This is a genomic window from Streptomyces sp. 5K101, from assembly GCF_046506645.1.
Taxonomy (GTDB): domain Bacteria; phylum Actinomycetota; class Actinomycetes; order Streptomycetales; family Streptomycetaceae; genus Streptomyces.
In genome coordinates this window covers 1-24,202 of record NZ_JBKFFO010000032.1, presented here as the reverse complement: position 1 = coordinate 24,202, position 24,202 = coordinate 1, and the positions used below count along the sequence as shown (strand labels likewise).

Here is a 24,202-nt window from a genome sequence, read left to right as displayed (position 1 = left end):
TGCGCCCGCCGGCCCGCGACCCGGGCGGCCATGATCAGCGCCGACAAGGTCCAGCAGCTCATGGTGCTCAGCGCGTGGGCATCGCTGGTGGCTATCGTTCGGCGGCGCGGGCGCGCAGGCGGGCCATGATTCCGTTGGCCGGCCCCGCGTCCTCGGTCCGGCGTTCGGATTCGAGCTCGCGGCGCGCGTGCTCGCACCGCGGGCACAGCCCGCCCTGTTCGGGCCGGTAGCCGTCCTGGCCCATCATCCCGGTGCCGACGTCCGTGCCGCATGACGGGCACGACCAGGGCCAGGCCGCGGCAAGCCGTTCACGGCGCTGCTCGTCCTCGAGCGCGCGTGCCTGTTCGCGTTCCGTACGGCGCTGTTCCTCGCGGGCCTCGTGGTCGGCCTTCGTGCGGGTGTTGGTCAGCGCGTCGGTCAGGGGCTGCCACGCGGAGCGGCCGAAGCGCCACCAGATCGGCCCGTGCGGGCCCTTGGCACGCAGGTGGTCAAGGTGGGTGGCAACAACGGGGATGGTGTCGGTGTAGTCCCACCAGCCGTCCGGCTCCTGGCCGTCGACGGGCTGGTGCCAGCCGGTGTCGGTGAGCCAGCGGCCTTCCCAGCACGCCCGGGATGCTTCCTTGATCGCTTTCATGCGCCGCATCCGTGCCTCCTGACCGACGTCCTTGGTGAAGACGAGGGCGACCGGGGGGTAGCCGCCGCGGCCGGAGTCCTCCCACAACGTCGACCACAGCGGGGTGTCGCGGCCGCGGTGGTCCTTGACCTGCCGGCGGAAGAACGCGCGGTAGCGGACGAGCTTCTGGGCGACGACCTCAGCCGGCTCGGTGTGGTTGTCGACCTCCACGAACAGCACCGGCACGTTGTCTTCCGGCGCGACGAGGACGGCGTCCGAGCGCAAGGAGCCCTTCGCCGGGGCGGTGAACGTGCCGGCGACCGGCAGCGCCACCTCCGTCTCCCAGCCCCGCAGATGCCCGAGACCCCGCGGGCGCACCGGCAGCACACGCTGCTTCGGCGGCTTGGTGGTGCGGCGGGCGACGGGCTTCGTCGCGAGCGGCGGCGACTGGCGGAATGCGTCGATCGTGTCCGTCACCGCCAGGGCGTGCGCGGCGCCGGCCTTGGCCGCCTCCCGCGCGGTGCCGCCCATCTCCCGCACCGGGCGGTCCAGCTCGCTCGCCGCCGCTGCCAGACCGGCCGTGGTCAGGTTCCACAGATCGTGCCGCACCGGCTTGCCGGACGGTCCCAGCCGCGCTGCCCGGCCGACAGACTCCGTCAGCCCGGCATGCCGCAGGTCCTTGCACGCGTTGCGGACCGTCTGTACATCGGCCGTTCCCGGCAGCACCAGCTGGCGCAGCTGCTCGGCCGTGGCGACCTTCACCACCCCCAGCGCCAGCAGCACCAGCGCACGCGCCCGACCTGTCGAGTCATACGGCCAGTCCGTCACACCCGCCCCCATTCACCGTCTCCAACCGCCCGCCCCGGGCCATGCGTCGCCCCTTTGTCTGACGCCGAACAGTCGGACAAAGGGGTGTCGAAGTGCCGCCACCCTGCGAAACCAGGCGCTGACTTGTATCGACACGACCGACCACAAACGTGATCACTGTAGGGGAAAGTGTAGGGAGAACTGTAGGGGCGGCTGTAGGGAATGACGCATGGCCTCACCAGGCCTGCCCAGCCCGCGCCTGACCGCGCTGCGGAAGCGCCGATTGCTGAGCGACTCCGCGAGGGCATGGCCCCTGCCGCCGCGAGAGCTCCAGCCGAAACGCTGACCAGCCTCCTCACGCTTGCCCTGTCTTGTCGTCCTCCTCGTGGTGCTCATCGGCTGGCAATCTCGCCGGTCTGTGAGTGCACCGGCGGCGCTGGTTCGGCGTCGCGAGGACGGGAGGTGGCCTGGTTGCTGCCACGATGACGGGTCCGTGTAAGCAGAGGTTGGCGTCCTGCGGGGAGTTCACGTGGGGCGTCAGGCCGGTCCCCGGCCGCGTCAAGGAGAGCGCTGACTCGTCGTGCGAAGTCCGGGCCGGGCATCGGCAGGTCCATCTCGGGCTGGCGGAGATAGCCGGCGGCGACCGCCGTGGGAACGTAGGCCATGAGCTCGGTGACCACGGCGGACTGTTGGCGGGTGGTGGACTTCGCGAGGTGACGCAGTACGCGAAGCATCGTGGTGGTGGGCGCGTCGGTGACCTGCCTGCCCGCTGCGTGCCGAGACCATGGCGGTGCCGGCGGCTCTGCTGGCCGACCAAAGCAGTCGTCGGGTGGTTGGACGTCGTCGGCCTGTCGGTGCCACCAGTCCGCGGCTTCTTTCTCGCCCAGGGCCAGGTGGTGGAGGTGGAGGCAGTACGCGGCGGCGGCCTGACCGGCCCCTGCGGCGTACTGCCACCAGAAGCGGGCGCCGTCGTCGGTGTCCGTCAGCTGCAGGACGCAGGCGAGGATGAGGGCGCTGCGGGGCTCGGGCAGCTGCTCGGTGACGAACTCGGCCACATCGTCGGCGGGGGCGTGGGTGACGAGCGTTTCGCACAGGGCGCGCAGATCTTCCGCGGCATCGGCGGAGGTGCTGTCCTTCACGGGTGTGTCGCCGGCGGGAAGAGGATCTGGCGATGGGGTCGTGGGCGGGACGATGTCCCGGGGCACCGTGCGGTCCCGGACCAGCAGGGCCCGGGAGAGGACTTCTTCGATGCGTGTCATGCGGTGTTCCCTTCGGTCTCGGGCGACGGGCAGATGACGCTCTCCAGGAAGTAGGTGGCGTGGCGCTCGCCGGAGCGGATGGTGGCCAGCGGGACGCCCATGAGGGCCGAGGCGTGCTCGGGGCAGATCCCGTAGAGCTGGCGGAGCACCATGATGTCGAGCTGCTGGTCGGGGAGCCGGCTCATGGCTTTGAAGAGCTGGAGGCTCTCCTCGACCTGCTGCAGGCGCTCGGTGTCGGTGGTCAGGCGCCGCAGGGCCACGGTGTCGAAGGCGGCTGCGCCGAACTCGGGCCGGCCGTCGATGTGCGGGGTGCGGGCCATGACAGTGGTGCGCAGGGTGTACCAGGCGAAGCGCCGGATGTCGGGGCTGGAGAGGGCCTCGTTCCAGCGCAGCCACAGGATGTCGAAGGTGTTGGAGACGGCGGTGTCTCGCTGGTCGTCGTCGAGGAAGACCTGGGCGTAGAGACGGTAGTCGCCCTCCACCGTCTCTCGGAACGCGCGGTGGTCCAGGGGCGGCGTCTGGGATGTGGTCACCAAGGCCTTCTCGGTGGACCGTTCGACCCATTCGCTGGACTTCTGGGCTTCGAAAGCCGCTTGCCGCCACAGCCGGTACAGGGGCCAGCTGGGCATCTGCAGCTGGAGGGACAGGCTGAGGATGATCTCCCAGCGCGGATAGAGCCCGGTCCCCCGCAGCAGCTCAGAGATCTTCGACTTGGCGAGCAGGACCCTGACGCTGAGGTCGCTGAGCGTCAGTCCGCTCTTCAAGTAGGTGTAGCGCAGTGGCTCGAGCCAGGCGCGGTGGACGCTTCCCACGCCGTCCGCGATCGGCCCGAGCTTGCGCCCGGGCCGCAGGGGTACCGGTTCCGCGGGAGGAACCGGTTCGAGAGGGGTCGTCACGGGGCGCTGCCCTCCTTGTCGGGCACCGCGTCCACGCGGTGCTCCTGGGGCGGCCCCGTCTGGGTACGAGCGGCGCGGACGATCTGCTGGACAACGAGCCCGAGGACGGGTGCCAGTGCGGCGATCGCAGCGGCCTGTCCCATCGCCGCCATCACGACGCTCCAGGCGAGCACCGTCGCGGTGATGATCAATATGTGGTTGAGGGCCACGCACAACTCCCTTGTTGTCGGCCTGGTGCTCCACGGCCCATCCGGAAGCTGTGGAGCTTCCCCGGGCCGCGGGTGCCGAGTCCGCTGCCCCGGGGAAAGGCAACCAGCTCGAACCGCAGGGGAGTTGCCACACCACGTGATCATGGATTCACGGAACAATGACGGTCGCGGTCTGTTGAACCGGCGTGCGGAGATGACCGTTCAGATACGCAGTGAGCACCAGGAACCGCACCAGGGGGTCGAAGTTCCCGGTATTCCTTGCAATCCCCCGGCCGACCCCCGTCAAATGGATACCGGACACCTTGCGTGTCGGCCTTCCATCCGGAAGGGCTCGCTCCCGTGCCGAGATCGATAGGGAGCGAGCGTGCCGCTCCCGCCTGGCCGGTCTTGGAGGCCAGGCGAGAGCGGCACAGTCCCCACACGAGGACGACAGGACCGTAGCCCAGCGCACTGACAGTCCCCCGACCGATGCCGCGGCTGGTGCTGTAGCCCAAGGCACCCGGGAGGGTGGCGTGGGGTCGCGGATCGTAGAGCCAGGGCCCGGAAGCCGACGCGCGCCACGCGCACCGACCACTGGGAGCGGCGGTGCGCGGATTCGCACCGGTGCGCGCGGCGCGATGAGTTGTCCATGATGCACCGCATTCCCCCACCCTGGCGCGCACCGGATGCCGGAACGTCCACTCACCGCTGGCGGTGTCGGCGCAGGCGCGTGGACCGCCACGGGTTCGGCTGGCCGCCGGGGTACTGCCTGGAGCGGCGCTGGACCGGCGGCGGCTTCGGTGACAGGTACAACGCCGTTCGCAGCCGGGATGCTTCAGCGAGCTGCTGGAGGAGCTCCAGACGCTCCGGCGAGAAGTGCAGCGGGATCGGGTCAACCATGCGGGACTCCGCGCTTCGGTTGGCTCTTTCCTCGCACTCTCGCCACTCTCGGTCGGCACCACGGCCGGGCGGCCGGCCGCGTCCCAGCATCTGGCGCGGCGATTTCGTTCGCTGTCCCGTCGGACGGTCTCCGCCGGCCGGTCGCACGCCACGCGTGGCTCCGTTCACTTCCTCGGGCAGCGTTTGTTGATGAGTACGAGCAGCACTATCGGTCTTGACGGCGCCTGGCTCTTGGGGCAGCCAGGCGCCGTCACAGGATCTTCGTCTGGTGACTGCCTGCGATGGGAGATCGCTGCTCTCAGATGTGGAGGTCGGGCGGGAAACCGGTCCATCGAAGATCGGCGGGGAGGTGGCCGGTGTCATTGAAGAGGAGGACTGACGGGGGCCGGCCGGGCGCGTAGCGAATGACGGTGAGCGCGGCGTTGGCGTGGTTGATGCCCATCCAGCGCCACTTCGGGGCGTCAAGGGCGGCCCGGATGAGCCAGCCGATGAGGAAGTTGTGGGTGACGACGAGTTCGTGGCGCGGCTCATCGCCAGCGACGGGACCCGTGAACCGCGCGAGAGCCTCCTGGGCCAGGCCAGGGCCCTGTTCGCGCTCCTCGGCTGGGAACTGGGCGAGGTGACCGAGCATGGCGTCGGCCGATTCCGACGGCAGCTCCTGGCGCTGCGGCATGTAGGGGATGTAGTCGCCGGCCGGTCCGGAACGCCGCAGGGGAACACCGTCGAGCTGCTCGCAGACCAGCTGCGCCGTCTGCTCCGCGCGCGCGAGCGGGCCATGGTGGATCGCCGTGAGAGGGGCCCCGCGGAGCCGCTCCCCGAGCAGAACGGCCTGACGGCGGCCGTTGTCCGTCAGCGTACTCTCGTCCGATGAGGCCTCACCGTGCCGCGAGAGGTACAGGTAGCGGGCAGCTGTTGCCGTCATGGGCGAGTCCTCCGTCAGGTTCATGATCTTGCGAACGTCTGGACGGACGTTGACATGCGCCATGTGGTTCCGCAGCCGACGGACGCATCACCTTTCGGGCTCGGGTGCTGGCGAGTCAGTAGCGGTCGGTGCCGGTTCCGATGATCGTGCCGTTGAAGGTGAGGGCGGCATGACCAAGGCCTTTCACCAGGAGCATCCCGATGCTGCCTTGGCAAGTACCCCACTGCTGTCAAAACTCGGGTTCTGGCTCACTTTCCGTGGAGTGGTTACGGAGAGTCAGATCTTCGGGGCCATGCGATGGCGGTTTGGATGGGCACGAAGCCGAGGCGAGGTGAGTTCCAGGGCCCGGTTGTCGCGTCCGGCGCTCATGTGGTTGAGCCAGCGTTCGTACCAGTCGAGGAAGTCGGTGGCGGAGGAGACGTTGGGGCCCCAGTACCCGTCGCCGTTACCAATGAGAACGCGGCCAGTGAGGGGACCGGTCACCGCGATGACGCATACGTCAGTGCAGCCCATCTCGATGATGTGGAGGAAGAGATCGCGTCCGTGGGCCCTGGGTTCTGTGCCGTCGAAGCCGCGGAGTGTCCCTGGTTTTCCACGCGGATTCATGACCAGCAGGGAACACCGCTCCAGCGGCATGAGGCCGTAGAACGGCGCCGCGCCTGAGCCGCCGATGTGCGTGAGGAACTGCCGATAAGCGTCGGGCAGGGCGATGTCGTGCTCGGCCTCAAACGCAGCGACGCGTGCTTCCGCCAGCTTCGGACCGAGGCGAAACTCGTGTTGCTCTTCCCCGAAGGAGTGGCTGCGCAGGGGTTGGAACGGGATCGCGGCCAGCTTGCGACGCAGGCGGGGTATGCGGGGATCCATGGTGCATCTTCTCTCGTCCCCGTCACCCTATGGGTGGCTGTAGTCAGCTGGCCAGAAGAACCCTCTTCCGCAGGAGAGTGAAGCCGGCCCGGCCGAACATCTGGCGCTTGAGCATCTTGATCCGGTTGACGTGTCCTTCGACCACGCCTGAGTTCCAGGGCAGGGTGAGCCCGGCGATGACGGCGTCGCGGTCACGCTCGATGCCTGCGGCAAGGGTGTGGAGGCTGGGGAGGTTGTCGCGCCGGACGGCATCAAGCCACTGCGGCAGCCGTTCGCCCTGGCGCTCGGCGAGCATCTGGGCGAATGACCGCACGTGAGTGGTGAGGGCGTCGAGTTCGTGGCAGTGGACCAGCACGGCCTTGAGCCGAAGGTGGTCGATTTCCGGGAGGGTCTCGGGGTGCCGGAGGATCCAGCCGGCGACAACGCGGGGTGACGGTGGCCGAGCTGTGACGGCGCCAGGAGAGAGCCGCTTCTCCCGGAAGTAGGCGCGAACCCGCTGGTAGCTGCCCTGATAGCCGAGCGGCACAAGCTCCTCCCACACCGTCCAGGCGTTGGTGCAGCCCTGGTTCCAGCGGTCGTCCAGGTAGGGCTTGAACGCGTCCAGCTTGGACGGCCGGCCCTGCCACTGCCCATGAAAGAGGTCCTCCGGGGCGGCTGCGTCGGCGAAGAGCTTGACGGTGCGCGAGGTCATGCGGAGCTGGCGGCCGATCGCCCTCCGGCTGAGCCCGGCCGTCAGCAGTTCGTGGACGGTCGCGTGCTTGGCGCGGGTGCGGTCGGCGAAACGATGTCCGGTCGGCCAGGGCGAGCCGGACGGGTCTTCGAACTTCTCCGGCTGGGGGACGGACTGGGCTGGATCCGGGGCCAGGACTTGCAGGCATCCGCGGTGGTCTGCGACACAACGCTCGGCTGCCTCACTCAGGTTGTGCCAGAGGTGCCACCTGTCCGCGACCTGCACCGCTTGGGGCGCCCCGGCAGTGGCGCCTTCGGCGAAGAACGGTGCCCGGTCGCGGCATACGACCTCCACCCCGGGCCGCTTCGCGAGCCAAGCTGCCAGGCTGGAGGATTCCCGGTCGGGCAGCAAATCCACCGGACGCCGGGTTTCGACGTCGACCAGGACAGTCCCGTAGTGACGCCCTTTGCGGGTCGCGTACTCATCGACTCCGACCACGCGCGGGGCAGGAACTTCCGGGTCGGGCAAGGATTCGACCAGCCGCAGCACTGTACTGCGGCTGACGGACACGCCGAAGACTCTCGCCATGCGGGCCCCGGCCCGACCGGCGAGCGCGAGGCCGACCGCGGCCAGCGTCGACCGCAGGCGCTCGGTCCGCCGGCCGTACCGACGGGTCAACCCCGGCACCTGCTCGACGAAGGTCCGCCGCCCGCACGAGATGACCGGGCAGAGGAACCTGCGGACCCGCAGGCAGAGGACGACCCGTCTGCCACCGCTGGGCACATCAGCGGGAAACCGCAGGTAGGAGCTGTGAATCCGCCGCGACCAGCTTCCACAGCCAGGGCAATCGGACCCGGCCACCGTCCTCTGGGCCTCGATGCGTACCGCTTCGTCGGTCACGTCGACCGACAGCACAGCCACGTCCGAGATCGACGGGAACAGTAACTCCTCCAGCCGGAGCACTACTTCTTCCACGGGCCGAACTGTCAGCCACACCGCACTGGAGACGAATCATTTTCAGGCAGCTTCCCGAGGCCCCGCCCGCCCGACAAGCGTCACTCCGCGTGGTGATTCACGGAAAGTGAGCCAGAACCCAAATCGGTTCTGGCACAGATCTTGGGGAGTCGTCGCGGAGCGTTACCGTGATGTTCGATTGCGAGGAGTCTGGCTCGTGCGAGACGGCGTACGCCTTGTCGCCTGACAGTCGGAAATGACGCTCCCTCAGGTTCCCTCCGTTCGCTGCTGCAGTCGGCTGCGGACGGTGATGGTGCTGGTCATGCAGACCGATGCACTGTCCTGGGACACGCTGGTGTTCGTAGGGATCGACGATGTGGAGATCGAGGCGGTTACGGCCGCGTTCGGCACCGTCGAGGTGGTGGCGAAAGGCCGGGCGGGCGGCGGTCTATGTCCGGACTGCGGCCGCTTCTCGGTCCGAGTCCACGACCGCTATCAGCGGAGCTTGAAGGATCTTCCTCTGGCTGGCCAGGGCTTTGTGATCCGGCTGACCGTCCGGCGCTTCATCTGCGGGTCGGCGGACTGCCCGCGCCGGACGTTCGCCGAGCCGTTCTCCCGGCTGACCGCCCCGTACGCGCGGTTCACCACGCGGCTCAACCGCGCCCTGGAGCGAGTCGGGCTCGCCCTGGCCGGGCGGGCCGGCGCTCGGCTGACGGCCCAGCTGGGTTTTGGTGCGGGAAGGATGACCTTGTTACGCAGGGTCATGGCATTGCCCGATCCGCAGTTCAGTACTCCGCGGGTGTTGGGCGTGGACGACTTCGCGATCCGCCGCGGCCAGACCTACTCCACCGTCTTGACCAGCGTCGAAGACCATCGCGTGGTTGATGTGCTCCCGACTCGTGAATCCGGGCCGCTGGCCGCCTGGCTGATCCGCCACCCCGGCGTGGAGATCATCTGCCGGGACCGGGCGGGTGCGTACGCCGAGGGCGCCCGGCATGGTGCGCCCGACGCTTTGCAGGTCGCCGACCGCTTCCACCTGTGGCAGGGCCTCGGCCGGGCTGTGGAGACCTGCGTCGCCTCCCACCGCGACTGCCTGCTCAACCCGTCGCCCAGCGGCATGCTGCCGTACGGCACCCGACCGGCTCCCGGTCGCCCGCAGGACGACTCGATGCCTGCCGGCCGGCGGGCCGAGCGCAAGCAGGCCGCACACGCCCTGGTCCACGAAATGCTCGCCCAGGGCCATTCACGCCGGGCGATCGCCCGGCACCTGGGCTGGGGCCTCAACACCGTGCTCCGGTACGCGGCTGCCGCACGCTGGCAGGACACCATCCGCGAGAACCGGACCCGGCCCAGCAGGCTGGACCCCTACAAGCCCTACCTGGAACGGCGATTCGCCGAGGGATGCACCAGCGTCACCCGACTGCACAGCGAGCTGGTCGCCGAGCAAGCTCCCGTCACCTACGGCATGGTCCGCGCCCACATCGCCACCCTGCGCACGGCTCCGGCCGACGCGCCGCCCCGGCCTCCGACGGTGCGCCAGGTGACCGGTTGGCTCACCCGTCACCCCACGGCCCTGGCCGAGGAGGACCGCGCCGCTCTGAAAGAAGTTCTGACCCGCTGCCCCGAACTAGACACAGCCGCCGGGCATGTCCGCGACTTCGGGAAGATCCTCACCGGCCGCCTCGGCGTCACGCTCCCGGCCTGGATCGACGCGGTCGATGCCAGCCAACTACCCGGCCTCACCGGCTTCGCACTCCACCTGCTCCGGGACATCGACGCCGTGACAGCGGGGCTCACCCTGGACTGGAACTCCGGCAGCATCGAGGGCGCCGTGAACCGCATCAAGAAGATCAAGAGGCAGCTCTATGGTCGAGCCGGATTCGAGCTACTCCGCAAAATAATCCTGCTGCAGTAGCGCCTCGCCGTGGTTATTGGGGGTATGACTTCCGATACCCTTCCTCAGGCTGTTTCTCCCAGTGAAAGCGGTCATCCACGTCCGGCCACGCGACTCGCAGGACAGGGAGAGGCGGCAGCGACGTCATGCTTTGGCGCCGGCCATGCCACTGGTGACGACGATCGCGGCCACGTCGCCGGTCTCGGTCCGCCCCAACCAGACGACGCCGCCTGACTGCGCCGTGAACGTAACCAGATCGGCTTGTTGTGACTCGTCGCTGATCCGCTCGCACCCGTCCGGCAGCTGTCCGCTGTCACGCGGCTCCCAACGGCCATCCGCACATGTGCGAAATGGCGCGGACAAAGTCGTCCACGCGCCGGCGTCGGCGAAGCAGCCGACATTATGGTCCGCGCCGAACCGGGGATGCTCGCTCGGCGGAAGCCGGTCGATGTCCTCGCCGACACCCAGGCCCATCTCCCACCCGACCACAGCAGCGTCACTGATACGCAACCGGGTCGCCGCGCACTCGACGCCATCGAAGTGCTCGCCGAAGAACTCGTACGGGCCCGCTGTCCACGCGATCTCCACTCGGTAGACGCCTGGGGGAATGCGCACCGCCAGCTCCCGCGGGGGCCTCGTCGGCAACCCACGCTCATATCTCCAGGTGTCGTCGTCGTCCCACGGCGCATCGACCACAAGACGGCCGCTGGGCACACGAATGGTCGTCACCTCCTCGACGCTCCTCACAACGACGGGTGTTGTCGGATCGTCATACACCGCCCCCAGGTGAGCACCGGGCGTGAAAGCCGTCTCCAAGTACCAGGTGGCCTCAGGCCCGGCTGCCAACCGCTCGTCCCCGACCCACTTCATGTCTCACCCCTCCTCGCCGCCCGGCCGGGCGGTCAACCGAAACGTACGTGGGCCCGCTGACATCGGCACTTCGTGCATCGTCACGATCCGTGATCGCTCCCCAAGATCTGTGCCAGAACCCGGAACTCAGGCTCTGGCTCAACTCTTGTGGTGGGCCATCAGGCGAACGGCTGGGCCATGGCCTTTGCGTCGGAGTCGTGGACGAGTTCAGCAAGCTGGATCAGGAAGCCGTACGTCGCCAGACGCCCCTGGCTGCGAACGAAGTATCACCGGCTGGAGCACTTGAAGATCTCCCGGCGGCGCACTTTTCGGAGGCTGCGCTCGTATGCGTTCGCCGCCTGCAGGACAGCCGCTTCCGCCTCCTCCGTGGTGCCATCGAATTCCGTAACGGTCCGCGCATCACGGTCTGTCTCCGCGACACCGGAGACAGGTACGGCCAGCACTATCCATCGGGGCATCCCGCGATCAGTTCCTTCCCCCTTGGCGTCCCTTGTCGCGACGCGCGCGGGGTCAGTGTGGCAGGCGAGCAGCGCCGAACGGGACCGTCACCGCAGAAACCGTCACCACAGAAGTTGAGCCAGAGCCGGAACTCATGAACAAAACCACCCTCATGGTCGCTCGCCACCACCCCGCTCTCTAGGAGCGGCAACTGCGGGGCTGAGACAGTCCTCACAAAGCCATGTGCGGGATGGGTGTCGCTGACAGAATGACCGACGTCCAACGCGATGGTGAGCGAGGAAGCCGGTGTGATTCCGGCACGGTCCCGCCACTGTGACCGGTGACCGAACGCCGACGTACGCCACGGCCCCACAGGGCCGGAAGGCCGGCGGAAGGGACGACCCGGGAGTCAGGAGACTCACACCATCGCCGTCTCCATTGGTCCGGGGCGGATTTCCCCGGAGAGAGCACGGTGATCTCGCCATGTCCGCTGTCACCCCCGCACTGGGCTCCCGCACGGAGGGCGCCCGCCCGTCGGCACCCTCAAGAGCCTTCCCCCTCCCAACCTCGGCCGACTGGCCCGCCTACACGCTTGCAGCTGTAGGCGCCACGGCGCTCTGGGCGGCGTGCCTCTGGGCGTCCGCTCACGTCCGGGCCGACGCGGCTCTCCATACCGCGGCCTTGTTCGGCCACATGGTCTCGCTCGTGGTCGGTTTCGGCGCTGTCTTGGTGATCGACTACTTCGGCCTGCTCTGGCTCACCGGAAAACACACACTCGGCGACGTACTGCGGCTGACGAACAGTCTGCACGCCCCCGTGTGGGTCGGCATGGCGGGCCTCGTACTTACCGGTCTCTTCCTGAACCCTGACCTGAGCTCCACCCTGACCCGCCTGAAAGTTGCCGCGGTGCTGGTGATCGCCCTCAACGGCATATGCGCGACGGCACTCCAGCGATACCTCACGCGCCTTGCCCAGGAAGTCCCCTCGCAACCGGTGCTGCTCCGTGGTGCCGCAGTGGCAGCAGTGTCGCAGGCCGGCTGGTGGCTCGCGGTCGTGGTCGGCTTCCTCAACAGCCGGGACTGAGACAAGCTGGACTGGATCGGCCCGTCCGACGCCTGAAAGCCTGGGGCTGTCCACGGACGCGCATCCGGTCCTCGTCTGTGAGCAGGCGGCCGATGGCGGCAGTCAGGTCTTGATGTTCGCTGCGGACGGCGTGGTGGAAGGCGGTCGCCAGTTCGACGAACCGGTGGAGGAAGGGGAGTCCGGCGGCCTCGATGTCTCTGACTTCGTCGGCGGCCCGGACGGGGTCGGCGAAGGAGACGGCGAGGGCGAGGCGGACCTGCATCATGGCGCGCTCGCCGGAGGATCAACGGCCTCTGGGCCCTTCTGCGTGACGGACGGCCATACAGCCCGCTACCGCCCGTCACGTTGGCCGCTTGACCACTCAACTAGGAATCGTCGCCCCACCTGCGGCAGTGCTCGTAGGCGAGAGCTGCGGCCGTGTCGGGGTCGAGGGCGTCGAACTCCTCTCCCCAGCGGGTGAAGTCGTCTTCGCTGGTGGCAAGCAGCTGAATCCGGTCGGCGACCGGGCCGGGCAGGACGGCGACGATGAGCAGCTCGGTGCAGTCGACGTCCAGGGTCAGGCCGATGACGGTGAACGTCTTGGTGGCTGCTGCGGTCATGCGATCAGCTCGAACGTCGCGCTCTCGATGGCTCGGGTTCGCAGGTCTCCCTCGAACGCCGCGGCGACGCAGGCGCCGTTGTCGCCGCCCCAGAGCGTTTCGGGACTCTCGCCACCCTCGCCCTCGGCACGGTGCGGGAAGTGCTCCAGAACGGCCCCTGCCGCGTTCTGCTTGGCCTCGTCGAGGGTTTCTTCCTCAGCGACGACCGCTGCGCTCGTGGAGCGCGTCTTCGACTTTCTTCGCGGTCCTGCCTGGCCCTGCTGGGGGTTATAGCCCAGAGTCCCTACCCTGGTCAGGGCGCAGGGACCCGGATTGACAGGCTGCTTCTGCACATGTGAGGTTCCTGAGATGACCGGGATCGATCTTGTACACAGCCTCTCCGAGATCAGCGAGAGCGAGCTGGCCCCACTAACGGAGGGCCGCTCCTTCTACGTCAGCGGGCCGTGGCTGCGGGCATACGAAACTCTGCGAGCGCCGGACATGGCATATGTCACGCACAGGGACGGCGTGGGGCGGCTCGATGGGCTTCTTCCCCTCTACCGGCAGCGGCCTGGCATCCTGGCGCCGTACGACGCCTTTGGTGCCTATCTGCGCGGCATTGGGGGCTTCGCCGAGAAAGACTGGTCGCCGAGCCTGGTCCTCGGGCAGAGCGCTGCCTACTGCAACGAGTTCCTGACCGTGGCGGGTACCGAACCGGAAGCCGAGTCCCAGATCATCGCGGATCTACTGCGGGCCGCCGAAGAGCAGCGCAAGCGATGGGGGCTGTCGGCCACGTCGGCTCTCTATCTGAATCGCGAGGGCGCTCGTCAGCTGGCCGCAGTGACCGGAACGCCGCGGCCGTTCATCTGCGACGTCGAATGTGAAATCGACATCGAGTGGGATTCCTGGGACGGATATATTCGATATCTGCACTCTCTCGGCAGGAAGCGGTCCGCCTCAGCCCGTCGCGAGACGGAAGAATTTCAGGCGGCTGGCTATACAGTCTCCGCAGCCCGACTCGGTGAGCTACTGGCAGAGTCAAATCGGCTTTTCACCAAGCTTCAGGAGAAATACGGCGACCGTACGAGCATGGCGGATCGAGCGCACTATCTGAAGATCCTGGCGACCGAGGCCGATAGCTACAGCCGACTCTTCGTGCTTCGCAGAGACGAGGAGATCCTGGGCATCTCGCTGGCGTTCCTTTGGGGCGACGCGGTGTATATGCGCCAGCTCGGGCTGGACTACGAGAGGCTGGCGGGGGCAGCGGAGTACTTCAACCTGACGATCTATGAACCGGTTCGCTTCGCTATTGACCACGGCTACCGACGGGTCCACCTCGGGCGCGCTTCGTACGACGCCAAGATGTTCCGGGGAGCCAAGGCCCGCCCATTGGTGGGCGCCTGCTGGTCGGCGACCGCCGAACCGCCGTCGGCCCAGAACTCCTTCGCCGCGTGGAACCAGCGGCGCGCCGAGGCTGCCGAGTCGGGTGACCGGCAGATGGTCATGGCGACCTTCGGGGCGCACTGACCTGTGTCACAGCGGAATCGATCGGCAAAGCTTCCTCACGGATTGGTAAAGTCTCCTCAAAGAGATGTCCCGTCAGCGAGCGGGGCATCCCTGTGACGGAGGGGATCACAGGCACGTAACGGGCAGAGCCCTTTGCCTTGATTGCCCCATAGGGCGCCGCACTCAAACCCCAGTATGCAACGAATTACTCAAGCGTCAGCGATTGAGTCGATTGCCCGAATTGGGCGACTGTTGACGGCTTCCTCGTCGAACGGTGTTCTCCATGATCGTGATAGCTTCATGATCATGGAGAACACCGAGATAGACGCCATTTCCCTCGAATCTGGATTCCCTTCGACTGTGCGCTATACGGCGGCCCGCGAAAACCCCGCCAAAGCCCTGGTCGGCCTGGACGAGGCGCAGCGCAATGCGGTGAAAACCCTCCTCGAAGAAACCGGCGCAGTACTCTTCCGCGGCTTCAATGTGCTGACCATCGATGAATTCGAAGAGGTTGCCGAAGCTCTCCTTGGCGAGCTGGCCGCCTACAAGGGCGGCGACGCCCCTCGCAAGGCCGAGCGAGGCCTCGTCTACAACGCTTCAGGGCCCGACAGGACGCGCGCTGTGCGGGCCCACAACGAGCTGTCCTACGCCCCCTGGCACCCCGGCACCCTGCTCTTCGGCTGCAGCGTTGTAGCAGCCGAGGGCGGCGCCACCACCGTCTTCGACGGCAGCCGCGTCTACTCGATGCTGCCGCCCGCAGTCCGCGACGACTTCACCGAGCGCGGCGTCACCTACATCCAGCACCTTCCGCACGCGGCTGGCGATCCGAGCGGTATCAAGTCGTGGCCCGAAACCTTCGAAACCGAGGACCGGGACCACGTCATCGAGCATTGCCAAGAGCAGTACACCTCGGCCAAGTGGACCCCGATCGGCCTGCTGACCACCAACCGCACCCCGGGCACACTCGAGGTGGGCGCCGACAAGCGGCGCGCCTGGTTCAACCAGGCCCACATCTGGCGCAAGGACCCCGCCACGGTGCCTGACGTCACCGACATGGACCGCTGGGAGAGCTGGATCGGATACGGCGCTACCTTCGGCGACGGCACCGAGATCCCCGAGGAGCACATGCGGCAGGTCGCCGAGGCCCTCGCTGCCTGCGAGGTGCCCGTGCAGTGGGAGGCCGGTGACGTGCTGTTGGTCGACAACCGAGCCGCCATGCACGGCCGTACGCCTTACAGCGGCGAGCGCCAGGTCTTCGTCGCCTTCGCCTGACGCCCGCCGCACCACCCGAAGCACCCCGCCGCAGGCCCGCCACTGCTGCCGGGCCGTGCAACCACCCTCACCGCCGAACACCGGACGCCCGGCACCCTGCCGCGCCGCAAGCACGCCGTGTGCCGCGCCTCCCGTACGAAAGAGCACAGCAATGCGCGTTCTTCCCGTTCTCGACCTCACCAGCGAGCAACAGCAGCGCCTCGCCGACCTCGTCGAGCAGGTCCTCACCAACTGCCCCGGCCAGACCGAGTTCCGCTATGTGAGCTACATCCGCGGCCACCTGACCGTCCGCTCGGAGCTCGGTTCAGTCGCCGGGGCCTTCACCGCCTCAGGCGGCGACGCAGTGCACGTACGGAACCTGCCGCAGTTCGACGACGTGGAGCGCAGCAAGATCCTCTGCATGCTGCTCGGCGAGGCGATCGGCACCGCAGTGGCCTACGCCGAGTACAACCACTCGTACATCACCGACATCCGCCCCACCACGCTCTCCACGGAGAAGAGCTCCGGCGTGGAACTGCTGAGCATGCACAACGACCTCGCCTGGGCGAGCGACAACTGCCGTCCGCGCACGCTGGTACTGGTGCCCCACATCGCCACCGGCGACGTGCCGAAGACGCTGCTGGCGCCGGCACGCGACGTCCTCGACCTGCTCCCCGAGGAGACCAAGGAGGTGCTGCGGCAGCCGTGGTTCGAGGCACGATCCGGCTCGGCGCTGTCCTGGGGCCACGAGCGGGTGCGGCGGATGGAGCTGCTAATAGAGGCAGACGGGCAGCCGCCGGTGCTGCGGCTCAACTTCGGCACCTTCACCCCGGCCGCGCACCTCAGCGCCGAAGACGCCGAGCGGGCCGCCCGCGCCCAGGAGGAGCTGAGCCAGGCAGCGCTCAAGGTGGGCAGGCAACTCGGCATCGCAATCCAGAAAGGCGAGTCGGTGCTGATACCCAACGACCACTGCATGCACGGCCGCGACACCATTGAGCCCGGCACCTGCGAGCGGCTACTGCTGCGCTCCTACGTCCTGCCAGACGACGTCGCCGCGCTCCACGGCAGCAGCCTCGTCCAGCTCAGCAGCTGACGGGGCAGCCGCTTCATGACCGACATCGCCATCATCGGCGCAGGGCACGTGGGCCTCACCCTTCTCGCCGATCTGCAGCTCACCAAGCCGCTCCACGGGCGCACCGCGACGCTGCTCCCCTTCGACCGCACGGGCGCACTCGACCGGCGCACCCGAGACTGGACACGGCTGACCATGGAGAACCTGGTCACCGGTGCCATGGAGCAAGTAACGCTCGATCCGGCGCAGTTCGGCTCCCTGTGGAGTGAGCAAGGGCACGAGGCGCTGCAACGCGCCGAGGCCATCTTCGTCACCGTGCCCGACATCCCCAACCTCCGACTCGAACTGCTGGACCATCTGGAACGCACCGTCGACCTAGCCGACAAACTGATCGTCTTCGTACGCGGCGGGCAGGGCGGGCAGCCCGTGCTCGCCAAGTGGATCAGGGACACCCCTCGGGTGCGGGGCACCTCCGTCGTCCTGGTGGAGGACTCCTTCTACGGCACCCGGGTGCTCGGTGACCGGATCCAGTACAAGCGCAAAATCTCGGTGAACGTCTCGGTCTACTCGCCCGACCCTGACGCGGCGCTCGCCGCCCTACGCGGCATGTTTCCGCTCGGCTCGCAGATCAACCGGCCCTCCTGGCCTGACATGGCCGTCACCGACGGCATTGAGCTGCAGTTCAACCCACTCGGCTACATCATCCACGTGGGGGTGGCGCTCGACCCTACCAACCTCGCCAAAACCCGCGAGGGTATCCGCTACACCCACTACATCGACGGCATCTCCCCCGAACTGGCCGCCAGGCTCGACTTGCTGGACCAGGAGCGGGTCATGCTGGCCGAGGCTATGGGAGCGCGGGCACAGACTTTCCCGGAGATCATCCAGCGGCAGTATGGGCTTCCTCCTCAGCCGACCTTCCACGCCATGATGCAGTCCTGCCGGCCGATCTACCGGTCGCTGTCAAGCGGCAGTATCGAGGAGCTGAGGACCTCGCGGGTGCTGTTGGAGGACATGCCGGCCTTCCACACGATCCGGTGGCTGGCCGACGCCTGCGGCGTCGACATGCCGCACACCCGCGCCTACTTCGTCGATGTCCTCGATCGGCTCAGGGAGATCGGCGCCGACTCGCCTGGCTACACGGCGTACCTGCCCTATCTCGACAAGATCGACGGCGGTACCGCCCAGCTCAAGGAGCTGCTGAACCACCCGCACCGTAAGAAGACCGAGGTCTGACATGCCGCAGCGGATACGTCATGTGCTGATGGTCAACCGGCGTCGGCAGGAGCTGGTGACCCGCATCCTGAAGGACCCCGGGCTGCGGCTGTCCCTCATCACCGAGGAGGACTGCCTGCCGTCCTACGCCGAAACCGACGCCATGGCGTCGGTCACCCTCGTTGACGACGTGCAAAACCTGGATTCTGTACGGCGGGCCACGCTGGAGCTGCTGGACCGCTTCACGTTCGACGCGATCGTGGGCCCTGCGGAGAGTTCGATCCCCACGGCCGGATATCTGCGCAGCTACCTCGGTCTGCCCGGCATCCCGTTCGACGTCGCGCATGCCTTCTGCAACAAGAACGCGATGAAGGCAAGGATCAGCCGGGCAGGACTACCCGTGGCGCGCCGCACGCTCGCCCCGCAGGACGGGAGCGTTGCGGACTTCCTGCGTCGGCACGGTCTCCCCGCGGTGATCAAGCCGGTCTGGGGGGACGGTGCGGCCAATGTGCACGTCGTACGCGATGAGGCGGATATCGCAGAGCTCAGCAGGCCCGACGGGCCGCTGCTGCGGCACGATACGGCGCCCTTCCTGATCGAGGACTTCCTTCAGGTCGAGGAGGAGTATCACTGCGACGGCCTGGTGCTGGGCGGCAAGGTGCAGTTCGCGGCAGTGTCGAAGTACACAGGCCCGCCGCTGCGGGCCAAGGGCTCCGTGTTCGGCTCGTACACACTGCCTGACCACACCGACGAGGCCAAGGAGCTTGCCACGCTGCATCGCGCTGTCGTGCGGGCTATGGGGCTCACCGACTCGGTCACGCATCTGGAGGTGTTCCGTACCCCGGCCGGGCTGGTCGTCGGTGAGATCGCCTGCCGCCCCGGCGGCGGCGGGATCCCGATGACGCTGAAGCGCGCGTACGGCTTCGATGTGTGGGAGCACTTCCTCGCCACCGAACTAGGCGAGCCGCTGGAGTGGCGCCCAAGGCCCGAGGACGGGGTGTTCGCTTTCCTGATGTTCCCGGTCCGCGCGGGTACCGTCACCCGCGTACCGGGTCCCGAGGTGTTCGCGGACCTGCCCGAGGTAGAGCGAATGGACATCACTGCGCAGCCCGGCGACCGGATCTCGGGGCTGTTGTACTCCACCAGTAGGGCGGGGATGGCGCTAGTCCGGACCGACTCGGTGGAGGAGATCCCACAGCTGCTGGCGACACTCGAAGAGCGCTTCGTGGTCGAGTACGCAGACCACGCCCAGGGAGCGGACCGGTGAGCGGCGCGACCGCCACGGCCCGAAAGCCTGGCACCATGCGGCACTTCTGGGTATTCACCGGTGCCTCGGCAGTCTCCAAGTTGGGCAACACCTTCCTCAACGTCGCAATGCCCTGGATCCTGCTGCAGGTCACGGGGTCCGCGCTGGTCGCCGCAGCGAGCTTCGGCGTGCAACTCGCGCCGTATGCGCTGTCACCTGTCTTCGGCGTGCTCGTCGACAGGTTCGACCGGCGCCGTGTGTTCGTCTGGGCGGAGATGGCGCAGGGCGTGCTGGTGGCACTGTTGCCGCTGCTGGTGTACGCGGACAGCGCGGTGCCGGTGCTGATCTTGCTCTTCCTCATCGGATGCGGCGGCCTCACCTCGGAACTGACCAGTGACTTCGGCCTGATCCCCGAGCTGGCCCCGGCCGACAGCCTGACTAAGGCCTACAGCTGGTACACCACCACCATCTCTGTCATGCGCTTCATCGGACCCGCCCTGGTCGGTGTCGTGATCGGTACGCTCGGCCCCAAGGCGGCGCTGTGGATCGACGCCGCCACCTTCCTGGGGACCGCAGCTGTCGCGCTGACGCTGCCCGTGCGTTCCGCTTCCGACCAGGGGCCGAGCCTGTTCCGTCAGATGTTGCGCAACGGCTTCAGCTCTTTCTGGCAGCTGCGCAAGGTGCGCAGGCTCACCGCCGCGCTCGCCGTATTCAACCTCGGGGCGGGGGCCGTGCCCACCGTGCTCATCGTCCTCGCCCAGTCCCACTGGGGTTGGAGTCCGCAAGCCGCAGGCGCCGCCCTCGGCATCGGGGCTCTCGGTGCCGCGGCAGGCGCCTGGATCACCCCCCGGGTGGCGCGCGACAGAGGGCTGGAGACCCGGATCGGCATATGGTTTTGCGTCTGCGGGCTCGGCGGCGCGTTGATGCTCTTCGGCTCCGCACCCGCCGTCATCGCCGGATTCACCCTGTTGTCCATGGGCGAGGGCGGAATGAACGTCACCACCAACGAGTACCGTTACACCGCCATCCCCAAGGACCTGCTTGGCCGGGTCAACGCGATCATCCGCGCCATCATCATCACCGGAGCCGCCGCCTCGTCGCTCGTGCTGGGTGCCACCGCCGAGACCGACAGCCCGTACCTCTGGCTGGCTCCCGTACTCGCCGGCGGCGTCCTCGCCAGCGGGATCTGGTCCACCAGGTCGCTGCCCGCCCCCCGTCCCTGAACCACCGGCCCGCACGGCCGACCATGGAGAGTGCCATGATTACCCACGTGCTTGAGAGCGCCCACCAGCGGTACGCCGCCAAGCGTCCGGTCAGCGAGCGTATGCACAAGGACGCCCGTTCCTTCCTGCCATCCGGCACCACGCGCTCGGTGCTGGACTTCGATCCGTTCCCGTTCGCAGTCGCCTCGGCCGCCGGATGCCGACTCACCGACGTCGACGGCCACGAGTATGTCGACTACCTGGGCGACTACAGCGTCGGACTCGCCGGGCACAACCCGGAGGCGGTGCGGCAGGCGGTCGCTGCCGTCCTTGACAACGGCTGGTCCTTCGGCACGGTGGCCGCCGAGGAGGCCGAGGTCGCTAGAATGCTGTGCGAACGCTTCGAGTCGCTGGACCTCGTACGCTTCACCAGCTCCGGCACCGAGGCCAATCTCGTGGCGATCTCGCTGGCGCTGAAGTGGTCGGGTCGGGAGAAGGTGCTCGTATTCGACGGCGGATACCACGGTGGCTTCCTCAGCTTCAGTCGCGGCCGCCCCTCGCTCAACATCCCCGTCGACGCGGTGCTCTGCGACTACAACGATCTCGAGTCGGTGCGCGGGGCCTTCGACCAGTGGCCTGAGCAGATCGGCTGCGTCTTGGTGGAGCCCATGCTCGGCTCCGGCGGACGCATCCAGTCCGCCCCCGGCTTCCTCGCGGGCCTGCGCAAGATCTGCGACGAGCAGGGCGCCGTGCTGCTCTTCGACGAGGTGCAGACCTCCCGGATGTCGTACGGCGGGGCCCAGGAGCTGCTCGGCGTACGCCCCGACCTCACCACCATGGGCAAGTACCTCGGTGGCGGCTTCGGCTTCGGCGTAGTCGGCGGCGCGGAGCGGATCATGCTGCAGATCGCCCGGGGCCAGCAGCCCTCGTACGACCACTCGGGCACCTTCAACAACAACCGCTTCTCCATGGCGGCCAGCGCAGCCATGCTGAGCTCTGTGCTCACCCGGGATAGTCTCGACGCGCTCTTCCGGCGAGGCGAGCAGCTGCGAGGCCAGGCCGATGTGCTGCTGCGCGAGCACGGCTTCCAGGCCACCGGCTGGGGCTCGCTGATCGGGATCCACCCGACCGACATACTGGTTGCTCGGGCCAGTGATCTAGCGGATGCGGACCGGCGGCCGGTCGAGCTGCTCTTCCACGAGCTGCTCGACCGTGGCATCTACATCGGCAAGAGCGGCTTCGTCACCCTGTCGCTGCCGCAGACTCCGGAGACCGACGCACGCTTCCTCGCGGCGCTGGAGAGCTCGCTGCAGGTGGTCGCGCGCGCCTGCCAGTAAGCCCATTGTTCCGTCAACCACGTTCCCGAGCCTGAAGGTCGGACATGCACCAGAGCACTGAGATCAGCACCGAGGCGATGCTCGCCGACCTCCGGCGACTCGTCGAGGTCGAGTCGCCCTCCCGCGACCTGGCCGCCCTTCAGGAGTCGGCCGAGGCGGTCGCCGAGATCCTGGAGAAGCGATTGGGTGGTAAGGCGGTCCTGCTGCCGGGGGAGGCCGGTACCCATGTTCGTTGGTCCGGGGGCGGCACCCCGCGGGTTCTCGTCCTCGGCCACCACGACACGGTGTTCCCCAAGGGCACCCTTAACACGCGTCCGTTCCGGGTGGCTGACGGGCGCGCGACGGGGCCCGGCGTCTTCGACATGCTGGGCGGACTGGTGCAGGCGGTGCACGGGCTGGCCGCACTGGACGAGCTGTCGGGCGTGGAGATCCTCGTGACGGCGGACGAGGAGGTGGGTTCGGGCACCTCGCGGGCACTCATCGAGGAGCTGGCGCGGGAGTGCGGCGCCGTGCTGGTGTTTGAAGGCTCCGCGGAAGGCGGTGGGCTGAAGACCGGCCGCAAGGGCTGTGGCACTTTCCGAGTGGACATCGAGGGACGCGCGGCTCACGCCGGTCTCGAGCCTGCCGCCGGGGTGAACGCCTTGGTCGAAGCGGCCCACCAGGTGCTGGCCATCGCGGCGCTCAGCCGGCCGGGGGTGGGCACGACAGTGACTCCGACGGTGGCCACTGCGGGGACCTCGGACAATGTGGTGCCGGCTGAGGCTACGGTGCTGGTCGATGTGCGCGTCGAGTCGGCTGCGGAGAAGGACCGGGTCGAGGCGGCCTTCGCCGCTTTGACCCCGCACCTTCTCGGGGCTCGGCTCAAGGTGCAGGGCGCGGTGGGCCGTCCCCCGATGCCCGAGTCCGCGGCCGCGGAGTTGTTCGCCATGGCGCAGCGGCTGCAGCCGGGCATCGAGGGCAAGGCGGTCGGCGGCGGCAGCGACGGTAACTTCACCGCCGCACTGGGCGTGCCGACTCTCGACGGGCTGGGCGCCGTCGGCGGCGGCGCGCACGCCGACCACGAATACCTGGTGGTCGACGCGATGGCCGAGCGGGCCCGCCTCGTGGGCGGACTGGTGGCCTCGATCCGCCACTCCCACCAGGGCTGATCCGCTGTTCGCCTTTCAGGCCCCGAACGTGCCAGACCCAGCCCCGTGGGGCAGCACCCGGGCCGATCCGCCCTACAGTCCGGCAGGCGCGGCGACGATGAACGCTTCGATGCGGGGCAGGCCTTCGGTGTCGGGCAGGTAGTGGGCGCGGCGGATGCCTGAGACTCCGCCTGTGACCAGGCGGACAGCCCCCGGGAGCGTTCGGCGAATCGGCTGACGATGAGCTCGGCCCGCGCCCGGGGGCCTTCGTACACCGTGCGGACCGAGCGCCAGGTCTGCCCCTTCTGCTGTTTGCCACGGCAGCGGTCCGGACCCGAGCGGTGCGGCTCCACATCGACCGGCGCGCCGTCCTGGTCGACGATCGTGTGGATGCGGCGGCAGCGCGGGGTGCGCTGCCAGCTGCACCACCATTTCGGCTCGTCGCACTTCTTGCCGTGCCAGCGGCGGCAGTCCTTCGTGCGGCCGACGAAGGTGATGCGGCGGATCTCGTAGACGGCGTAGGGCGTCTGGTCCAGCCCGGTCTGGAAGGCGTCCAGGACCGCGCGGTTGCGGCCGTCCTCTGTGAGCCGCCCATAGAGCGATCCTGCGGGCCCGTACAGGGACATCTGCTCGTTGAGCGCCATCGAGACGTACTCCAGGCGCAGCACGTCGGCGGCGACGTGCGGGTGGGCACGCAGCCGCTCTTCGTGACGGTCGCGGGAGGCGCAGAAACGCCGGAGAACGGGCAAGTTATTGAGAATTGAGACAGGGGTGTGACCTTTCTGGGGTCAGGAGGTGGCGCCCCAGTCGCGCGGGGCGTTGTCACAGCTGGGTGGTATCTATGCCGCATGAACATTGATCAAGCTGACCCTGCTGAGCTGGCGGCGCTTCGTGCGGCGTTCGACATCGATGACGGAGGCGAGTCGGCTCTTGGCTGGGAGGCAGTCCATGCCTTCGAGGCAGAACACGGGATCGTGCTGCCCGAGCCGTATCGGACCTTCGTCGCTGAGATAACGGACGGTTCGTACTCCGGGCCGCCCGAGTACGGACTGCTTTCGGTGGCGGAGCTGCCAGCCGACTGGGGCGATGACGAGCAGGAACGCGACCTGAGTAAGCCGTTCCCGCTGGCGGAGGCGTGGATGTGGGAGGAAGACTCGGGGACCCGCCCGAGGATGCCGACGAGGGGCCTTCCCCCGCGGAAGTGGACACGCGTTCGGGGTTGTCATGCGGCCAGCGTGAGCCTAGCGGACTCCTGCTGGTGCCGGTGTTCGAAGTCCACGGGGCTGAGCTGCCCGTTCGCGGAGTGGCGT

General features: G+C 68.1%; 24 protein-coding genes and 1 riboswitch. Of the genes, 12 read left to right on the top strand and 12 right to left on the bottom strand.

The window, feature by feature from the left end; genetic code table 11:
- Window positions 1-91: 91 nt before the first annotated feature.
- The 8 genes from ACLB9X_RS32295 to ACLB9X_RS32260 all read right to left on the bottom strand — a co-directional run bounded on the left by ACLB9X_RS32295 (window position 92) and on the right by ACLB9X_RS32260 (window position 8,082).
- Window positions 92-1,441: a replication-relaxation family protein gene (locus tag ACLB9X_RS32295; RefSeq protein ID WP_410363991.1), complete on the bottom strand. Its 1,350-nt coding sequence runs from the start codon at window positions 1,439-1,441 to the stop codon at window positions 92-94.
- Between the two features lie 371 nt (window positions 1,442-1,812).
- Window positions 1,813-2,679, bottom strand: a complete 867-nt coding sequence (locus ACLB9X_RS32290; RefSeq protein WP_410363990.1) for a hypothetical protein — start codon at window positions 2,677-2,679, stop codon at window positions 1,813-1,815.
- The gene (locus ACLB9X_RS32285) at window positions 2,676-3,575 is read right to left on the bottom strand and encodes a sigma-70 family RNA polymerase sigma factor (RefSeq protein ID WP_410363989.1); all 900 of its coding nucleotides are present in this window, start codon (window positions 3,573-3,575) and stop codon (window positions 2,676-2,678) included. Before ACLB9X_RS32285 ends, ACLB9X_RS32290 begins: the two co-directional genes overlap by 4 nt.
- Window positions 3,572-3,784, bottom strand: coding sequence for a hypothetical protein (locus tag ACLB9X_RS32280; RefSeq protein ID WP_410363988.1), 213 nt, complete (start codon window positions 3,782-3,784; stop codon window positions 3,572-3,574). The genes ACLB9X_RS32285 and ACLB9X_RS32280 overlap by 4 nt, the downstream gene beginning before the upstream one ends.
- A 681-nt stretch (window positions 3,785-4,465) precedes the next feature.
- Window positions 4,466-4,663 carry a hypothetical protein gene (locus tag ACLB9X_RS32275; RefSeq protein WP_410363987.1) on the bottom strand — a complete coding sequence of 66 codons (198 nt, stop codon included), beginning with the start codon at window positions 4,661-4,663 and terminating at the stop codon, window positions 4,466-4,468.
- A 298-nt stretch (window positions 4,664-4,961) separates the two neighbouring features.
- On the bottom strand, window positions 4,962-5,585 hold the full coding sequence (locus ACLB9X_RS32270; RefSeq protein WP_410363986.1) for a histidine phosphatase family protein: 624 nt from the start codon (window positions 5,583-5,585) through the stop codon (window positions 4,962-4,964).
- A gap of 276 nt (window positions 5,586-5,861) precedes the next feature.
- Window positions 5,862-6,449 (bottom strand): SMI1/KNR4 family protein, encoded by a 588-nt coding sequence (locus tag ACLB9X_RS32265; RefSeq protein ID WP_410363985.1) that lies wholly within the window; start codon window positions 6,447-6,449, stop codon window positions 5,862-5,864.
- 43 nt (window positions 6,450-6,492) lie between these two features.
- A complete protein-coding gene (locus ACLB9X_RS32260) occupies window positions 6,493-8,082 on the bottom strand; it encodes an ISL3 family transposase (RefSeq protein ID WP_410363984.1) in 1,590 nt (529 codons plus the stop codon).
- A 313-nt stretch (window positions 8,083-8,395) separates the two neighbouring features.
- On the opposite strand from ACLB9X_RS32260, the gene ACLB9X_RS32255 reads away from it, so the two are divergent.
- Window positions 8,396-9,988: an ISL3 family transposase gene (locus tag ACLB9X_RS32255; RefSeq protein ID WP_410363983.1), complete on the top strand. Its 1,593-nt coding sequence runs from the start codon at window positions 8,396-8,398 to the stop codon at window positions 9,986-9,988.
- Between the two features lie 123 nt (window positions 9,989-10,111).
- On the opposite strand, the gene ACLB9X_RS32250 is transcribed toward ACLB9X_RS32255, so the two are convergent.
- Window positions 10,112-10,837, bottom strand: coding sequence for a DUF4241 domain-containing protein (locus ACLB9X_RS32250; RefSeq protein ID WP_410363982.1), 726 nt, complete (start codon window positions 10,835-10,837; stop codon window positions 10,112-10,114).
- 696 nt (window positions 10,838-11,533) lie between these two features.
- Window positions 11,534-11,716, top strand: a riboswitch (cobalamin riboswitch).
- Between the two features lie 252 nt (window positions 11,717-11,968).
- Between ACLB9X_RS32250 and ACLB9X_RS32245 the strand changes: the two genes are divergently transcribed.
- On the top strand, window positions 11,969-12,358 hold the full coding sequence (locus ACLB9X_RS32245) for a hypothetical protein (protein ID WP_410363981.1): 390 nt from the start codon (window positions 11,969-11,971) through the stop codon (window positions 12,356-12,358).
- Here the strand turns inward: ACLB9X_RS32245 and ACLB9X_RS32240 are convergent.
- The 3 genes from ACLB9X_RS32240 to ACLB9X_RS32230 all read right to left on the bottom strand — a co-directional run bounded on the left by ACLB9X_RS32240 (window position 12,342) and on the right by ACLB9X_RS32230 (window position 13,289).
- Window positions 12,342-12,623, bottom strand: coding sequence for a hypothetical protein (locus ACLB9X_RS32240; RefSeq protein ID WP_410363980.1), 282 nt, complete (start codon window positions 12,621-12,623; stop codon window positions 12,342-12,344). The genes ACLB9X_RS32245 and ACLB9X_RS32240 overlap by 17 nt on opposite strands.
- A gap of 100 nt (window positions 12,624-12,723) precedes the next feature.
- On the bottom strand, window positions 12,724-12,957 hold the full coding sequence (locus ACLB9X_RS32235) for a hypothetical protein (RefSeq protein WP_410363979.1): 234 nt from the start codon (window positions 12,955-12,957) through the stop codon (window positions 12,724-12,726).
- Window positions 12,954-13,289 carry a hypothetical protein gene (locus tag ACLB9X_RS32230; protein ID WP_410363978.1) on the bottom strand — a complete coding sequence of 112 codons (336 nt, stop codon included), beginning with the start codon at window positions 13,287-13,289 and terminating at the stop codon, window positions 12,954-12,956. The genes ACLB9X_RS32235 and ACLB9X_RS32230 overlap by 4 nt, the downstream gene beginning before the upstream one ends.
- Window positions 13,290-13,305: 16 nt before the next feature.
- Here ACLB9X_RS32230 and ACLB9X_RS32225 point away from each other — a divergent pair, with 16 nt between their 5' ends.
- The 10 genes from ACLB9X_RS32225 to ACLB9X_RS32180 all read left to right on the top strand — a co-directional run.
- Window positions 13,306-14,463, top strand: coding sequence for a GNAT family N-acetyltransferase (locus ACLB9X_RS32225; protein WP_410363977.1), 1,158 nt, complete (start codon window positions 13,306-13,308; stop codon window positions 14,461-14,463).
- 285 nt (window positions 14,464-14,748) lie between these two features.
- Entirely contained in the window at window positions 14,749-15,714 is a 966-nt protein-coding gene (locus ACLB9X_RS32220) for a TauD/TfdA family dioxygenase (protein ID WP_410363976.1), read from the top strand.
- Window positions 15,715-15,865: 151 nt separating this feature from the next.
- Window positions 15,866-16,786 carry a TauD/TfdA family dioxygenase gene (locus ACLB9X_RS32215; protein ID WP_410363975.1) on the top strand — a complete coding sequence of 307 codons (921 nt, stop codon included), beginning with the start codon at window positions 15,866-15,868 and terminating at the stop codon, window positions 16,784-16,786.
- A gap of 15 nt (window positions 16,787-16,801) precedes the next feature.
- Entirely contained in the window at window positions 16,802-18,001 is a 1,200-nt protein-coding gene (locus ACLB9X_RS32210; RefSeq protein WP_410363974.1) for an NAD/NADP octopine/nopaline dehydrogenase family protein, read from the top strand.
- A gap of 1 nt (window position 18,002) precedes the next feature.
- Window positions 18,003-19,247, top strand: a complete 1,245-nt coding sequence (locus ACLB9X_RS32205; protein WP_410363973.1) for a hypothetical protein — start codon at window positions 18,003-18,005, stop codon at window positions 19,245-19,247.
- Window positions 19,244-20,449, top strand: a complete 1,206-nt coding sequence (locus ACLB9X_RS32200; RefSeq protein ID WP_410363972.1) for an MFS transporter — start codon at window positions 19,244-19,246, stop codon at window positions 20,447-20,449. Before ACLB9X_RS32205 ends, ACLB9X_RS32200 begins: the two co-directional genes overlap by 4 nt.
- A 35-nt stretch (window positions 20,450-20,484) precedes the next feature.
- Window positions 20,485-21,765 carry an aspartate aminotransferase family protein gene (locus ACLB9X_RS32195; protein ID WP_410363971.1) on the top strand — a complete coding sequence of 427 codons (1,281 nt, stop codon included), beginning with the start codon at window positions 20,485-20,487 and terminating at the stop codon, window positions 21,763-21,765.
- Window positions 21,766-21,809: 44 nt separating this feature from the next.
- Entirely contained in the window at window positions 21,810-22,913 is a 1,104-nt protein-coding gene (locus tag ACLB9X_RS32190; protein WP_410363970.1) for a M20 family metallopeptidase, read from the top strand.
- A gap of 320 nt (window positions 22,914-23,233) precedes the next feature.
- Window positions 23,234-23,656: a hypothetical protein gene (locus ACLB9X_RS32185; protein WP_410363969.1), complete on the top strand. Its 423-nt coding sequence runs from the start codon at window positions 23,234-23,236 to the stop codon at window positions 23,654-23,656.
- Between the two features lie 84 nt (window positions 23,657-23,740).
- Window positions 23,741-24,202: SMI1/KNR4 family protein (locus ACLB9X_RS32180; RefSeq protein ID WP_410363968.1), on the top strand; the 462-nt coding region annotated here is incomplete at its 3' end.